This window comes from Jiangella anatolica, from assembly GCF_003236295.1.
Classification (GTDB): domain Bacteria; phylum Actinomycetota; class Actinomycetes; order Jiangellales; family Jiangellaceae; genus Jiangella; species Jiangella anatolica.
On sequence record NZ_POTW01000040.1, the window covers coordinates 38,457 to 53,375 of the forward strand.

Annotated in this window: 13 protein-coding genes and 1 pseudogene; all 14 read right to left on the reverse strand. The window is 72.1% G+C overall.

What is annotated here, in order from left to right; all coding sequences use genetic code 11:
• Positions 1-11: 11 nt before the first annotated feature.
• Complete coding sequence (locus C1I92_RS17170; RefSeq protein ID WP_233507050.1) at positions 12-1,142, reverse strand: M20/M25/M40 family metallo-hydrolase; 1,131 nt, start codon at positions 1,140-1,142, stop codon at positions 12-14.
• Positions 1,139-2,008 carry a M55 family metallopeptidase gene (locus C1I92_RS17175; protein WP_158564181.1) on the reverse strand — a complete coding sequence of 290 codons (870 nt, stop codon included), beginning with the start codon at positions 2,006-2,008 and terminating at the stop codon, positions 1,139-1,141. The genes C1I92_RS17170 and C1I92_RS17175 overlap by 4 nt, the downstream gene beginning before the upstream one ends.
• Positions 2,005-2,802, reverse strand: coding sequence for an enoyl-CoA hydratase/isomerase family protein (locus C1I92_RS17180; RefSeq protein ID WP_158564182.1), 798 nt, complete (start codon positions 2,800-2,802; stop codon positions 2,005-2,007). The genes C1I92_RS17175 and C1I92_RS17180 overlap by 4 nt, the downstream gene beginning before the upstream one ends.
• On the reverse strand, positions 2,795-4,576 hold the full coding sequence (locus C1I92_RS17185; protein ID WP_111255875.1) for a CocE/NonD family hydrolase: 1,782 nt from the start codon (positions 4,574-4,576) through the stop codon (positions 2,795-2,797). The genes C1I92_RS17180 and C1I92_RS17185 overlap by 8 nt, the downstream gene beginning before the upstream one ends.
• A complete protein-coding gene (locus C1I92_RS17190) occupies positions 4,573-5,910 on the reverse strand; it encodes a serine hydrolase domain-containing protein (RefSeq protein WP_111255876.1) in 1,338 nt (445 codons plus the stop codon). Before C1I92_RS17190 ends, C1I92_RS17185 begins: the two co-directional genes overlap by 4 nt.
• Positions 5,907-6,698, reverse strand: a complete 792-nt coding sequence (locus tag C1I92_RS17195; RefSeq protein WP_199521311.1) for an ABC transporter ATP-binding protein — start codon at positions 6,696-6,698, stop codon at positions 5,907-5,909. Before C1I92_RS17195 ends, C1I92_RS17190 begins: the two co-directional genes overlap by 4 nt.
• The gene (locus tag C1I92_RS17200) at positions 6,692-7,729 is read right to left on the reverse strand and encodes an ABC transporter ATP-binding protein (protein ID WP_111255878.1); all 1,038 of its coding nucleotides are present in this window, start codon (positions 7,727-7,729) and stop codon (positions 6,692-6,694) included. The genes C1I92_RS17195 and C1I92_RS17200 overlap by 7 nt, the downstream gene beginning before the upstream one ends.
• On the reverse strand, positions 7,729-8,598 hold the full coding sequence (locus C1I92_RS17205; RefSeq protein ID WP_111255879.1) for an ABC transporter permease: 870 nt from the start codon (positions 8,596-8,598) through the stop codon (positions 7,729-7,731). The genes C1I92_RS17200 and C1I92_RS17205 overlap by 1 nt, the downstream gene beginning before the upstream one ends.
• On the reverse strand, positions 8,595-9,578 hold the full coding sequence (locus tag C1I92_RS17210; RefSeq protein ID WP_146605178.1) for an ABC transporter permease: 984 nt from the start codon (positions 9,576-9,578) through the stop codon (positions 8,595-8,597). Before C1I92_RS17210 ends, C1I92_RS17205 begins: the two co-directional genes overlap by 4 nt.
• 38 nt (positions 9,579-9,616) lie before the next feature.
• Positions 9,617-11,188 (reverse strand): ABC transporter substrate-binding protein, encoded by a 1,572-nt coding sequence (locus C1I92_RS17215; RefSeq protein WP_111255881.1) that lies wholly within the window; start codon positions 11,186-11,188, stop codon positions 9,617-9,619.
• Positions 11,189-11,253: 65 nt separating this feature from the next.
• Entirely contained in the window at positions 11,254-11,976 is a 723-nt protein-coding gene (locus C1I92_RS17220; RefSeq protein ID WP_111255882.1) for a TetR/AcrR family transcriptional regulator, read from the reverse strand.
• Positions 11,973-13,619, reverse strand: coding sequence for an AMP-binding protein (locus tag C1I92_RS17225; RefSeq protein ID WP_111255883.1), 1,647 nt, complete (start codon positions 13,617-13,619; stop codon positions 11,973-11,975). The genes C1I92_RS17220 and C1I92_RS17225 overlap by 4 nt, the downstream gene beginning before the upstream one ends.
• A gap of 26 nt (positions 13,620-13,645) precedes the next feature.
• Positions 13,646-14,293 (reverse strand): hypothetical protein, encoded by a 648-nt coding sequence (locus tag C1I92_RS17230; protein WP_111255884.1) that lies wholly within the window; start codon positions 14,291-14,293, stop codon positions 13,646-13,648.
• 169 nt (positions 14,294-14,462) lie between these two features.
• Positions 14,463-14,919: pseudogene (locus C1I92_RS17235) on the reverse strand (sulfatase family protein); the annotation flags it as partial.

The following is a 14,919-nucleotide window of genomic DNA, read 5'->3' on the forward strand; positions in this document are numbered from 1 at the left end:
GCTCCTTCGGTTCAGCCGAGGTCCAGGACGATGCCGGCCGCGAGCGCCGCCCGGATCGGCAGGTCGTCGACGACGACATGCTCGTCGTCCGCGTGGGCGCCGGCCCCGACGGCGCCGAGCCCATCGAGGGTCGGCACGCCGGCACCGGCGGTGAAGTTCCCGTCGGACGCGCCACCGACGTGCGCCTCGCCGAGCCCGCCGATCCCGAGCTCCCCGGCGACCCGCTGCGCGATCGCCGCCAGCGGACGAGACGACTCCGCCTCGAGTGGCGCGCGATCGATGCCGCCCGCCCAGTCGAGCCGGACGCCCGGGTGCACCGGGCCGAGTGCCCGCAACGCCGCGTCGACGCGCTCGAGCTCGGCCGCCGTGGCCGCCCGCACGTCGACGGCGACCGACCCGGCGGCCGGCACGGTGTTGATCGTCGTACCCGCGCTCATCCGGGTCGGCACCACCGTCGTGCCGAGCTCCGGGCTGCCGAGCCCCGCGATGCGGAGCACCTGCGCGGCGAGCTCCACGCCGGCGTGCCGCCCGAGCTCGGGCTCCAGACCCGAGTGCGCGGCCCGGCCGGTCACGTGGAGCGTGTAGCGCCCGACGCCCTTGCGCGCCGTCTTCAATGCGCCGTGATGGCTTGCCTCGAAGACGAGGGCCGCCCGGCAGCCGAGCGCCGTCTTCTCGATGATCGCCCGGCTGCCGGGCGATCCGACCTCCTCGTCCGGCGTGGCGAGCAGGATGATCGCGACGTCGCCGAACTCCGCGGCGAGCGCCGCCGCGTGCACGGCCTGGACGAGGCCCGCCTTCATGTCGAAGCATCCGGGCCCGCGCGCGACGCGCCTGCCGGCCTCGACGGCGATCCCCCAGGGATGGGTGTCGATCGATCCCGCCGGCCACACCGTGTCGTAGTGGCCGAGCAGGAGCACCGGGCGCGGGCCGGAGCCGAGGCGCCACAGCAGGGCATCGCCGTCGCCCGCCGGAGTGCGCTCGGGGTCGACGCCGAGGCGCGCACGCACGAGATCGGCGAGCACCCGCGCCGTCGCGGCGAGGTGCGGAGCACTCTGCGAGGGCGACTCCGAGCGCACGAGGCGTTCGAGGTCGGCCTCCATGAGCGGGGCGCGGGCGCCGGCGGAGTCGCCCAACGCGCTCACGCACGGCCGCCGGGGATCGTCGGGTGCCCCGGCGCCTGTGCGCCCGCGAGGTGGAGCCAGCCGAGCACCGTCCGCAGTGCGCCGTCCGCGGTCTCGGTGACGCGGCGCACCAGCCGCCCGCCGAGGCGTTCGGTGTCCGGAAGCAACGTGCACAGGTCGGCCGCTCCCCCATTGGGCAGAGTGGCCTCGACCACGTAGCGCTCGGGCAGTGCGAGGAGCGGCAGGTCCCCCGCGATCGCCCGTTCCACCGCACGTCGCGCCGCGACACGGATGCGCTCGCGCACGAGCGACGGATGCATGCTCGAGGAGACGTTGTAGCCGAATCCCTGCTTGACCGCGACCGTCTCGATCCCCGGGATCCGCTCGGCGACCGCCGCACAGAAGACGCCGTCACCCGTCGCGAGCCCCACGGGAACGCCGAGCTCGGCCGCGAGTGCGGCGTTGAACTCCGCTTCGCCCCACACGTCGCCGTTCACCCGCAGATCCATGAACAGCCGGCTCGAGAACGTGTGCTCGAGCACGGATCCGCCGGTGCCGGCCGGGCTGTGATAGCCGATGAAGCACACGACGAGGTCGGCCGGCTCGATGCCCTGCATCATCGCCCACGGCACCTTCGGCCAGCCGCTCAGGAGCACGGCCGCCGGGTGCAGGTCCGCCGCCCGCAGATTCGTCATGTCGCCGTGCGCGTCGTTGACGAGCACGGACTGCGCTCCACCGTCGAGCGCGCCCTCGACGGCAGCGTTGACCTCGGCGGCCATGAGCGCGCGAGCGTCCGGGTAGTCGTCCGTCCCGCGCATCGTCTGGCGCAGGTGTGAGACGCCGGCGACGCCCTCGAGGTCGGCCGACACGTACACCCGGTGCGTCACGACGCTCCGAAGGCCGCGGGCCGGTCCTCGAGGAACGCCGTGGTCCCCTCCCGGATGTCCGGCGTGAACAAGCACGCCGCCATGCCCTCCGCCTCGCGCGCCAGGACGCCTTCGAGGTCCAGCCCGGGCTCGTCGACGAGCAGGCGCTTGGTGAGGCGCATCGAGAGCGTGGCGTTGCTCGCGAGCCGTTTCGTGAGCGCGGCGACGGCCGCGGGAAACTCCTCGTCGGCCACGACGGGCGCGAGGATGCCGAACCCCGCGACGGTCGCGGCGTCCACGATCTCCCCGCTGAGCAGCAGATAGGCCGCCGGTCCCGACCCCGCGACGCGCGGAAGGAGTTTGAAGACGCCGTTCGTGCCGAGGAGGCCCCTGGTGACCTCGGGAAATCCGAACCGAGCGCTCTGCGCGGCGATGCGGATGTCGCACGCGAGCGAGAGCTCGGCGCCGACACCGACGGCGACGCCGTTGATGGCCGCGACCGTCGGCTGCGGAAGGGAGAGCAGCAACCGGGTCAGGTCCTGGAACCGATCGAGGTGCGCCTCGTGACCCGGCTGCGCCTCGTCGCCGTCGAGGTGGGCGGACAGCTCGTTCAGGTCTTCGCCCGAGGTGAACGCGCGTCCCGTGCCCGTGAGCACCACCACGCGAACGCCCTCGTCGACCGCGATCTCCCGCAGCAGCTCCCCGACCCGGAGGATGTCCACCGCGCGGAGGGCGTTGAGCGTCGCGGGACGATTGAAGCGAATGGTCGCGACTCCCTCGTCGTTCGTGTACACGACGCCTTCGTGGTCAGACAACGGACTCTCCTTCGGGCTCTGCGGTGAACAGGGTCGGCACGACGGGGATCTGAACGGACGACGGGCGGCTCGCGGAACGATGCACCGTGAACGTCGGCGTGCCGGTCGCCGGGATGCGCACGAAGGTGCCGGCATCGGCTCCCGCGATGGCGATCCGGAGCCGCCAGCCGGCGTCGATGCGCGCGGCGAGCGGGAGGAGCGCGAGCGCGATCTCGGCGACCTCGCCGCGTTCGAGGGGCGCGGCGTCCCGCTCGTGGAACGTGCGGTACGGCCCGGCGTGCCACTCCCCCGGCGGAGCCGGACTGGTGCGCCGGTGAAGGAGCCGGAGCTGTCCCTCCGTGAGGTAGCGGACCTCGCCGTCCGGGGTCACCGCCTCGAGGTAGACGTACAGAGCGCTGTCGGGGGTGCTGCTCTCCAGGTGGAGCGTCACGACCGGGTCGCCGATGATGTCGACGGCCTCGGTGAGCGGCGCCGTCGTGTACGTCAGGCAGCGCTCGCCGGCCTCGCGTCGATCCGGATAAATGACCGGGCCTCCCCCGGACTGGGTCGCCCAGCGGTTCGCCGGTCCCGTCGTGGTGGTGAAGTCGACTCGATAGGCGTCCGCACCCTCGGCGATCGGCGCCTCGACGAGTGCGCCGTCCGGCCCGCAGTACAGCGTGAGCGCGCCCGAGCCGTGCGGCGGCCACTGCTCGGTGACGCACCAGCGGTCCGCGAACAGCTGCCAGAAGCGGATCGACCTCGTCGTCGTGCCGCGGGCTCCGGCGTCGAGGTTCTCGTGCAGGAAGCCGAACATCTGCTCGGCCTGATCGTCCGGTGTCACGGCCGCGGGCATGGGCTCGTCGCCGGTCAGGCTGGCGTCGAAGGCGGCTCCGTGGCTCCAGGGCCCGATGAGCACGGCCATGGGGTTGCCGATGTTGTTGAAGCGGCTGAGCGCGCCGGCGGCCGTCCCCGCGTCGAACCACGACGCCCAGGCCTGGATCGCCACCCCCGAGCGTTCGATGCGATGCCGCAGGTGGTGAGGGCTGGACTCGACGACGCGGAGCGCCTTCGCGGACGCGTCGTCGGCGAACGTCAGTGCGCTCCCGACCGCCCAGACGTCCAGGTTGCCGGCATGCTCGGCGAGGGCGGCGGCGAGCAGTGATCCGTCGACGTCCTCGTCGGCCCGATCCGGCGCGCCCATCCGGGCCATGACCTCGTCCCTCGTCTCGCCGGTCAGGGCCATGACCGGCTCGGGGTCCATGCGGTCGAGGGCCTGGTTGCCCGCGGCCCAGGACTGGATGAACGAGTCGAGCAGGATCCCGCCGGGGAACGACAGGTGGATGAACGGGTCCACGTCGCTGAAGCGCGGGATGATCGCGCGCAGGCTGGGCGGCTCGGCGGCGGCGATGAGCTCCGCGGTGTTGCCGTCGTAAGAGACCCCGTGCGAGCCGACGCGGCCGTTCGACCAGGGTTGCGCCGCGACCCACTCGCAGAGAGCGCCGAGGTCGGCGACCTCCGACGGCGACCACGGACCGTCCCAGCGCCCGAACGAGGCGCCCGTGCCGCGCACGTCGACCAGGACGAGCGCGAAGCCCGCGTCGGTGAAGGCGGCGGCCTCACCGCCCCGCGGGGCGAAGACCCCCGGAGGGCGCCCGCGCCAGTACCGCGTGGCCCGGATGACGGCGGGCACGGGAGACGCGGTGGCCGAGGCCGGCACGTGGGCGGTCACGGCGAGCCGTACGCCGTCCGGCATCGCGACGTAGGTGTCGAACCGGCTCGCGCTCGTGCCCGTCATGCCGTCGCCCGGGTCAGAAGGCGCCCGTGGGCGTACATGCGGTCGTTGGCCCCGCCGGGGAACTCGTAGCCGAACAGCCCGGAGGACCCCTTCGGTCCGAAGATCCACTCCCCGACCATCTCGACGCGCTCGTCGGTGCTCGGCGTGCCCGCGCGCACACCGTGGTAGCCGGTGCGGATCCGCAGGCCCGTGCCCTCGAGGCCGACGTCGCACACGACGCCGAACCGTTCGTAGCGACCGGCGAGGTGCGCGAGTTCCGCTGACGCGAGCGGAGCCGAGCTCACGAGCTGCGGCGTGAGCCCGGTCGCCGCCGCGCAGACCTGGAACGCCAGCCCCGCGGCGACGTCGGCGACGTCGGGTGTGCTCCCGGCGATCGCCACGGCGAACCGCCGCGCCGGTGCGACGACGAGCATCGCGCCGAAGCCGAACGTGTCGCCCGCATGGGCGAGGAGTGGGTCGGGTCCGTCGCGGAGCACGAACCAGCCGAGGCCCTGCCCGGCTCCCACCGACCGGGGCTGAGCGAGCCACCGCCGCCGCATGAGCAGGCGGGACTTCTCCGTGAGCAGGTCGTCGGCGCCGTCGAAGTGTGACGCGGCGAACCGCAGCAGGTCGCCGATCGCGCAGAACGGGCGGGAGCCGGCCGGCGCCATCGAGACCGGGAGCTCCCGGAGCGGGCTGGGCACGAGCGCGCCGTCGCGGCGGCGGTGGCCGACGGCGCAGTGGTGCGACAGGGCGTCGTCGGCGAGCACGACCGGCGTCGCGATGCCGAGCGGCTCCGTGACCAGCGTGCGGACGACTTCCGGGAAGGCGAGTCCGGTGAGCTTCTCGGCGATGCGCCCCGCGAGCACGAACCCGATGTTGGAGTAGGACCAGGCCGCGCCGGGCTCGTGCACCGTGCCGACGTCGGCGAGGCGCTCGACGAGTCGCTCGAGCGCGTCGGGGCCGCCTCCCGTGTCGAGGTAGACGTCGCCCTCGATCCCGCTCTCGTGCGTGAGCAGGTGGCGGACGATCAGGCCCTCCGTCGAACGGCCGGCGAGACGCAGCTCGGGAAGATAGGCCGCGACCGGGGCATCGAGGTCGAGCTGTCCGGCGTCGACGAGGCGCATCGCGATCGTCGTCGTGACGACCTTGGTCACCGAGCCGATCTGGAAGAGCGTGCGTTCGCCGACCGCGTCGCCGACCGTGGGGTCCCCGACACCGCTCGCCGCGACGGTGATCGCGCCGTCGGCGAGGATGCCTCCGACGGCGCCCGGCGCGACACCGCGGTCCACGATGCCCGCCACCGCGCGCTCGAGCAGCTCCACCGCCTCGGATACCAACGACTGGGTGCTCACGTGTCTCCTTCATCGGCCTGGGCGGCCGCCCTGGCGCGCGTCAGGGTGGGAACGGCCGCGAGCAGCGACCGCGTGTACTCGTGCTGGGGCGATCGGAGCACGCGCTCCGCGGGCCCCGTCTCGCAGATCTCGCCAGGACGTAGCACGACGACGTCGTCGCAGAGCAGCCGCACGACGGCCAGGTCGTGGGAGATGACGAGCAGCGAGAGGCGCAGATCGCGGCGCAGCCGGTTGAGCAGGTTGAGCACGGTCGCCTGCACCGAGACGTCGAGGGCCGACGTGACCTCGTCGAGCAGGAGGGTCCTCGCCCGCGTCGCCAGGGCCCTGGCGATCGCGACCCGCTGCCGCTGCCCGCCGGAGAGCTCGTGCGGGAAGCGCTCGGCATGAGCCGCCGAGAGGCCGACGACGCTGAGCAGCTCGGCGACGCGTCCGCGCTGGGCGCGAAGGGTGCCGCCGGCGGCGATCGCGGCCGTCTCGGCGAGGGTCTCGCCGATCCGCATGCGCGGGTTGAGCGACGCCGACGCGTCCTGGTACACGTACTGGACCCGGTCGCGAAGTCCCCGCGGCCGCACGCCGTGGCGTGCCACCGTCTCGCCGTCCAGCCGGACCTCGCCGCTCGTGATGGGTGCGAGCCCGACGATCGCCTTGGCGATCGTTGACTTGCCCGATCCCGACTCGCCGACCAGACCCAACGCGTGGCCGTCCCGCAGCTCGAACGACGCCGACCGCACGGCGACGTGCCCGTGCGTGCCCGGATACGCCACCGTGAGCTCGTCGACGGTCAGCACGACGGCTCCAGCCGGACGGGGTGCTGCGCGAGCTCCTCCTCGACCGCCCAGCAGGCGACGGTGTGCGACTCGTCGAGGGCGATCCGCCGCGGCAGCTCCGTCGCGCAGCGGGCTCGAGCGAGCGGGCAGCGCGGCTCGAACGGGCAGCCGGCGAGCACGTCGCCGGGGTCCGGCGGCGATCCGGGGATCGTCGGGAGCTCGGCCTGCGTCGGCGTCTCGAGCGACGGGACCGAGCCGATCAGGGCCCGCGTGTACGGATGACGCGCGGACGCCATGAGGTCCGCCGCGGCGAGCGACTCGACGATCGTCCCGGCGTACATGACGATCACCCGGTCGCAGTACTCGCCGACCGCCACGATGTTGTGCGAGACGAGCAGGATGGCCACGTCCTTCTCGCTGTTCAGCCGCACGAGGAGGTCGAGGACGCTGGCCTGCACGCGCACGTCGAGCGCGGTCGTCGGCTCGTCGGCGATGACGACCTCGGGGCCGGCGAGCAGGCCCATCGCGATCACGACCCGCTGCTTCATGCCGCCGCTCAGCATGTCGGGATAGCTCGCCAGCACGCGCCCGGGATCGTCGATGCCCACCTCGCGAAGCCGGTCCGCGGCCAGCCGCAGCGCCTCGGCGCGGGACACGCCGAAGTGGAACCGCAGGACCTCGATCATCTGCGGTCCGATGCGCCGGACGGGGTTGAGCGAGGCCGACGGGTCCTGGAGCACGAGCGCCACCTTGCGGCCGAGGAGGGCGCCGCGGCGCTTCGCGGGCAGAGCGTCGAGCGCCTCGCCGTTGACGCGCACCGACCCCGACGCCCGGACGACCCCCTCGGGCAGGAGGTCGGCGATCGCCAGGGCCACGGTGGACTTGCCCGAGCCCGACTCGCCGACGAGCCCCACGAGCTCACCGGCGCGTACGGTGAGCGAGACTCCTCTGAGGATCACCACGGGATCGGAGCTCTCCGTCGTCACGACGAGGTCGGAGAGGCCGATGACGTCGGCCGGCACCTCGTCGCGCGTCGTCGGCGCGGTTCCCATCAGCTTCTCCTCGGGTTCAGCGCACGCGCCACGACGTCGCCGAGCAGCGCCATCGCGATGCCCGCGAGGGCGATGAGCACGGCCGGGAAGGCCGCGGCGGCGGGCGCGGTGTAGATGTTCTTGACGCCCTCCGTGAGCAACTGCCCCCAGTCCGTCTCCGGTGACCGGGTGCCGAGGCCGAGGAAGCTCAGCGCGGCGACCGCCACGAGACACTCGCCGAACCCCGCGAAGATCGCGGTCGCGAGGCTGTCGCCGATGTTCGGCGCGATGTAGCGGGTGAAGATGCGCCTGCGCGGCACTCCGGCCAGACGCGCCGCCGCGACGTAGTCGCGCTCGGACACCGACGTCGTGAGGGTCATGGTCATGCGCGCGAAGTACGGGGAGAAGGCGATGCCGATGGCCAGGAAGGCGCCGGACGGCCCCGGTCCGACGATGGCGACGATCACGAGGGCGAGCAGGATGGCGGGAAAGCCGAGCCACGCGTCGACGACGCCGCCGCCGAACGAGCTCCACCGGCCGCGCGCGAGGCCGACGACGAGGCCGAGCGTCACACCGAGCGCGACGGCGATGCAGAGCGAGAGCGCGGCGAGCACCAGCGAGAGGCGCGTCGCGACGAGACCGCGCAGCAGGATGTCCCGGCCGAGCTCGTCGGTGCCGACCCAGTGCTCGGTGCTCGGCGGGGCGAAGATGTTGGAGACGTCCTGCTCGAGGGATGCCTCCTGCCAGAGCACGGGGGCGAAGATCGCCAGCAGCACCAGCAGGACGGTCACGACGATCGAGAGGATGCCGGTCGGCGTCGCGAAGGACCCCTTGCGACGCGAGCGCCTGCCGCGGAGGGCGGCGAGCGCGATCGAGGTGGTCTGAGTCATCGGACGACCGCCCGCCGGACGCGAGGGTCGATGATCGCGGCGAGGACGTCGGCGATGAATGACGTGAGCACGACGACGCCGCCCAGGAAGATGACGAGGCCCTGCACGACGGGGAAGTCGCCGACCTGCACGCCCTGGGCGAGCTCTTCGCCCAGGCCGGGCCGGGCGAACACGCGCTCGATCACGACCGAGCCGCCGATCAGCGTCGCCGAGAGCGCGCCGAGGATCGGGAGGACGGGCCCGAGCACGTTGGGCAGCAGGTGATCGGTGAACAGCCTGATCCCCGGCAGGTGCTTGCTCCTGGCCAGACGCATGTAGTCCTGCCCGAGCACCGTGAGCGTCTCGACGCGCACCACGCGCGCGAGCATCGCCATGGGCGCGAGGCCGAGCGCCATCGCGGGGAGGATCGCCTTCGCGAGGCTCCCGGATCCCGCGACGGGCAGCCACTGGAGCTGTACGGCGAAGAGCCAGACGAGCAGGGTGCCGAGCAGGTAGGGAGGAAGGATGCCGATGACTCCCGTGATCCCGCTGAAGGTCGCCTCGGTCACCGGGCGGCGGCGCTCGGTGACGACGCCCGCCCAGAGGCCGACGAGGAGCCCGCCGACGGCGACGAGGACGATCGCGAGGAGCGCCGCCTGGAGCGTCGGCCACACCCGGTCGGCGATGATCTTGCTGACCGTCTCGCCGGTCTGGAACGACGTGCCGAAGTCGAACGTGAGGACGCCATTGACGTAGTCCGCGAACTGCGTGAGCCACGCGGCGTCGAGCCCGAGCCGCTCGCGCGTCGCCGCGAGCGCCACCGGGTCCGCGTTCATTCCGAGAATGCGCTGGGCCGGATCGCCGGGCACCAGGCGCACCATGGCGAACGTGACGACGACGAGCACCACCATGACGACGACCGCGCGCACCAGCCTGATGAGCAGGAAGCGCGCCCACTGCATCGTCGATCCCCTCGCGCGGACCGTCGTCGTGGTGGTCATGGGTTCTCCGTACGTTGTCGGGTGGGCCGGGTGCGGCTCTAGTCGGCCTTGAACGAGAACGGGTCGATCTTGCCGGCCGCCGAGAACGTCAGACCGTCCGCGAAGTACTGGGAGACGACCTGCACGAGGGGCACCAGGTCCGCCTCGGCCAGCAGCGCCTCCTGAGCGTCGTTCCACGCGGCGCAACGCGCCTCCTCGGTCTCGGCCGCGAGCGCCTCCGGCACGAGCGCCTCGTAGGCCGCGTTCTGGATGCGCCCGAAGTTGAGCGACTCCTCGAGCGGGCCGGACACCTGGAGCACGTACAGGCTCGGCGAGGCGATGCCCGACTGATAGGGAATGGTGATCAGGTCCCAGCCGTCCGTGTACAGGTTCTCCAGCGCCTCGTTGTACGAGAGGGACTGCAGTTCGACCGTCAGGCCGACCTGCGAGAGCGCGTCCTTGACGTACTCGGCCTCCGTCGGGTTGGTCGCGAGCTGCATCATGCGGATCGTGAGCGGCGACCCGTCAGGATTCGTCCGCACGTCGCCGCTGAGCGCGAAGCCCTTCTCGTCGAGCAGCGCGGCGGCCGCGTCGAGGTCCCCGCGCACCTGCGCCTCCCCGATCTCCTCGGAGTAGCACGCCATGTTCGAGGTGTACAGGGCGCTGGCCGGCTTCGCCTGGCCGCCGTACGCGGCCTTGTTGTAGAGCTCGGGGTCGAGTGCGAGCGCGATGGCCCGGCGCAGGTCGGCGTTGCCGCCCACGGGTGTGTCGTGGTTGATCGCGAGGCCCGTGACGCCCCACGCCTCGCTGTCGATCTCGTTGATGCCCTCCTGGCCCTGCACCCGCTCGACGGCCTGCCCCTGCAGGTTCGCGATGGTCAGCTCTCCCGAGGTGAGCAGGTTCGCCTGCGTCGAGTCGTCGGCGACGACGCGCAGCTGCACCTCCCGCGGCATGTCCTCGGCCGTCACACCCTCGGGATACGCGACGTAGTCGTCGCGGAGCGTGAAGGTGTACGACTCGCCGCGCTGCTGCGCCGTGAGCTCGTAGGGCCCCGTGCCGAGCGGCGTGGTGGCAAGTGCCTCCGGATCCTCCAGGCCCGCGGGACACACGATCCTCGCGACGTTCGTGAGCCCGGCGAGCATGTCGTTGTTCGGCGCGTTGAGCTCGATCGTCACCGTGTTGGCCGTGTCGTCCGCCGTGATCGACTTCGCGCCGCCGAACCCGAAGACGCGCGACGCTCCGGGCGATCCGTTCGCCGGATCGGCGACGTACTCGATCGACTTCGCGATGTCGCTCGCCGTGAGTGCCGTGCCGTCCGAGCACGTGATGCCCTCGCGCAGGGTGAACGTCCCGCCCAGCGGTGTCACGTCCCAGCTCTCGGCCAGCCCCGGCGTGATCTCGCCGTCGGGTGACGTCCGCACGAGACCGTCGTAGAGCAGCGCGAACGCCTGCGCCGCGCCGATGTCGCCGATCGACTTGTTGGGGTCGAAGACGTCGATGTCGGCACGGATGCCGATCGCGACGGTCTCGGGAACGGAGCCGCCGTCGGCGGTGTCCGTGTCGTCCCCGCAGCCGGCGAGCAGGAGCGCGGTCCCTGATATGGCCGCGATCGTCAACACACGTCGCTTCATCGCAGTTCCTCTCGATGGGTTCAGGAGATCTCGTGGTTCGCGCGCTCGTCGCACGCCGGTCGCGCTCAGCGAGCGGCGTCGGCGGTCGACGCCGGTGGGGCGATGCCGAGGAGCGGGATGAGCTCTGCCGGATCGCCGAGCGCGAGAGCGGCCGTGTCGACCGTCCTCCCCGCCGCATCCGTCGCTCGCAGGAGAGCCAGAGCGAGATCGGAGAAGTTGACCGCGAGCTCGGCGGGCGAGGCGCCGCGGTTCGGCTTGTACCAGTGGGCGACACCCGTCGACATCGTCATGATCGCGAGCCGCGCGGTCGAGGCGTCGGGCACGGTGAACACGCCGTCGTCGCAGCCCCTGACGATGGCCTCCCGCCAGAGCTGCTCGTACTCGTCGCGGGCGTCGAGGATCTCCTGCAGCGCCGACGGGTCGAGCACGCGGAGCTCGGTGTCGACCGTGCGGGCCTCGAGCTGGAAGATCGCGTGGGCGAGCACATGGATGTGGACGAGCCGGACGATCCGCGCGGCGGGATCGTCGATGCCCGCGAGCGCCCCCTGCGCCGCCGCCAGCAGCCGCGCCTGCGCGTCGCGCATGATGTCGGTGAGCAGCTCGGCCTTGGTGCCGACGTAGTGGTACAGCGACGCGGTCGTCATGCCGACGCGGTCGGCGAGCTCGCGGATCCCGGTCGCCTCGTAGCCCTGCGTCGAGAAGAGCTCGAGCGCCGTCCGCCGTATCCGCTCGCTCGTCGTGGCGGCGTTGCGCTTGCGGCCCTCGCGCCTCGGAACGAGTTCGGTCATGCCACGCCTCCGATGGTCGTGCCGCGGTGTTCGCGAAGGTCGAAGACCACGCCGGTCCTCGAGCGGGAAGTGAGCTCTGCCTTGGCGACGCGCGCGGACGGCGTCATGGGCAGTTCGTCGGCGAACTCGACGAAGCGAGGGAGCTTGAAGCGTGCCAGCTGGGTCGAGAGGCGATTCACGAGCGCTCGCGCCGCCTCCGCCCCGTCGGTCGCGCCGTCGTCGAGCACGACGACGGCCTTCACCTCTTCGCCGAAGAGCTCGTCGGGTACGGGCACGACGGCGGCGATCCGCACATCGGGATCTGCCATCAGCGCCGCCTCGACCTCCGCGGCCGCGACGTTCTCGCCGCCGCGGCGGATCATGTCCTTCTGCCGGCCGACGAGCCGGATCGAACCGTCGGCATCCCGCCGCACGAGATCTCCGGTGTGCAGCCAGCCGTCCCGCAGCGTGCGGGCCGTCTCCTCCGGCCGTCGCCAGTAGCCGCGCATCATGGGCGTCCCGGCGACGAGCAACTCCCCCGCCTCGCCGGGACGCACGTCGGCTCCGTCCGCGTCGACGATCCGGATCGCCTTGCCCGGCGCGGGAACGCCGAGCACGCCCGTCCCGACCGATGCCGAGTCGTCGACCGGCACGTACAGGTCGACGCCGGACTCCGTCAGCCCGTAGGCCTCGCGCCAGGCCGCACCCCATCGCTGCTCGAGCTCGGCGTGGCGCAGCGGCGGAATGGCCGAGCACCAGACAAGGCGCAGGGCGTTGTCGCGGTCGTCGGGCGCCGGAGGCTGCTGCAGGAGCAGCGTGGGCATGGTGCCGAGCATGTACAGGGTCGTCACGCCGTGCTCACGAACCGAGCGCATGAATCCGGATGCGGAGAATCGCGGCAGTACGACGAGCGGGATGCCCGCGGTGAGCGCCATGGCGGTGTTCCACATGGGATCGATGTAGGAGAACGGCTGCGACGTGAGCGTCACGTCCGACTCGGTCACGCGCGCGAGGCGCGCGGCGAGGGCGCCGAGCCCGACCCAGTAGTCGTGACCGAGCATGCAGGCCTTCGGGAAGCCGGTCGTGCCCGACGTGTACTGCAGGTTCGCGAGCGCGTCCGGGGCAACCGGAGGCACGTCGGCCCGGTCGCCGTCGTCCACGAGCTCGCCGGGCGGCACGACCGGGACCTCGGCGCCGGCGAGCGCGAGCGCACCCTGGACGACCTCTGTGAACTCGGGCGCCGCGACGACGAGACCCGGTTGAGCGTCCGCGATCACGTGCGCGAGGTCGGCCTCGCGGTAGGTCGCGTTGACTGGCACGGCGACCAGACCCGCCGACAGCGTGCCGAGCCAGGTGATCGGCCAGGCCGCCACGTTCGGAAGCATGATCGCCACGCGGCTGCCGGTCCGCAGTCCCCGGGCGCGAAGGGCGGCCGCGGTCCGCTCCGCCGCCTCCCGCGCTTCGGCGAACGTGATCGAGGCGTCGGGGAAGCGCAGGAACTCGCGGTCCGGCCACTGCTCGGCCGCACGGGCGAGCAGTTCAGGGACCGTCTTCGGCTGCGAGTCGACCACCGAGCATCCTCCTTGCAGGGGCGCTGGGGCGACACTAACCGATCGATCGATCGGTAGTCTACAGCTGAGACGAAATCGTCCGCGTCGTTCCAACGAGGTCGAGCGCTTGGCGTACGGGCTCAGATGATCTTCGGGAAGGAGATCAGAAGCCCCACGCCGACGAGGAGCAGCACGACCGCGAACCCCAGGACGACCCAGGCCAGCGTCGTGGATCGCGGACGCTGCGAGATCGCGGCGAAGAACAGGACGAGAGCGAAGAGCACTGTGAGCAACGTGTAGTCATCGCCGCGCTGGTTGTTCTCGAGGGCGTCGGCGAACAGCGCGTCGGCGCGAGCGTCGGCATCGGCCGCCTCCGCCTCACCCGGAGGACGGTACTCAGGCATGGCGAACGGGCCCTTGGGCGCGTCCGGATCCTCGAGGGGCGACGTGGCGACCCAGGCGTCGAACGCGACGGCGAAGTGATCGGTGAACCTCGTCTCGACGAACTGACGCAGGACGTCGTCGCCCTCGGCGACGGCCTGGACGTAGACCCCGAAGACGGTGAGGTCGAAGGTGCGGGCGGCATCGGCCTCGGCAGCACTCCGGGACGCCTCGCTCCGGGCACCCGACGCGCGGGAGAAGGCGATGGACATCTCGCCGCCCCACTTGCTCGCCTCGAATCCGCTCCAGGCGGTGAGCACAGCCGTGATGGAGAGGACGATGACAGCCAACAGCTCGCGAACCCCGACCTGACGATCACGTGCCGCGTTCGCGCCCGTCTCCGGCATCTTCGGCTCCTCGCCCCGTGCGGTCGCACTCGTACGAGTGCGCAGCGATCCCGCACGCCACTCTCACGGTCCACCCGTCCCGGCCCGACGTGGTCACCCCGAGCGGGTGAAGAGCGCATCCTTGCGGGTCACGGGCAGCTCGGGAGGGTTCAGGCTCGGCGGCGCGGTGTCACGAAGGCTCCTGGATGCCGTCCGGAGCGATGACGGGTCCGGCCAGCGCGGGATCGTTGGTCTCGACCATCCACTGCGTCAGCCGCGCCGCAAGGTCGGCCTTTACCGGCGCGTAGGAGGCATCGTCGGCGAGGTTGCGCTGCTGCCAGGGGTCCTCGTGCAGGTCGTAGAGCTCCTCACCCGGACGTGGCCGGAAGTGATCGGCGCCCAGGCCGCGCCGTGCCGGGCTGCGCTCGATGTCCCCGGACAACCTCGGCGGCGTGCCCGGCTGCAGGTTGCGGATGTAGGCGTACCGGTCGGTGCGGATGGCCCGGATCGGGTCGTACTCGTCGTGGTAGTTCTTCTCCGCGAACACCTCACCCCGCCGCGGCCCGGGTTCACCGCGCAGCACACCGGCGAAACTCTGCCCCTGCACGAACGCCGGAACCTCACCCCCGGCCAACTCCAACAGCGTC

Bases quoted from the DNA above. Each gene is read 5' to 3' on its own strand.
- C1I92_RS17205 (WP_111255879.1), bottom strand. From the start codon at position 8,598: ATGACTCAGACCACCTCGATCGCGCTCGCCGCCCTCCGCGGCAGGCGC.
- C1I92_RS17210 (WP_146605178.1), bottom strand. From the start codon at position 9,578: ATGACCACCACGACGACGGTCCGCGCGAGGGGATCGACGATGCAGTGG.
- C1I92_RS17220 (WP_111255882.1), bottom strand. From the start codon at position 11,976: ATGACCGAACTCGTTCCGAGGCGCGAGGGCCGCAAGCGCAACGCCGCC.
- C1I92_RS17230 (WP_111255884.1), bottom strand. From the start codon at position 14,293: ATGCCGGAGACGGGCGCGAACGCGGCACGTGATCGTCAGGTCGGGGTT.
- C1I92_RS17200 (WP_111255878.1), bottom strand. From the start codon at position 7,729: ATGGGAACCGCGCCGACGACGCGCGACGAGGTGCCGGCCGACGTCATC.
- C1I92_RS17185 (WP_111255875.1), bottom strand. From the start codon at position 4,576: ATGACGGGCACGAGCGCGAGCCGGTTCGACACCTACGTCGCGATGCCG.
- C1I92_RS17215 (WP_111255881.1), bottom strand. From the start codon at position 11,188: ATGAAGCGACGTGTGTTGACGATCGCGGCCATATCAGGGACCGCGCTC.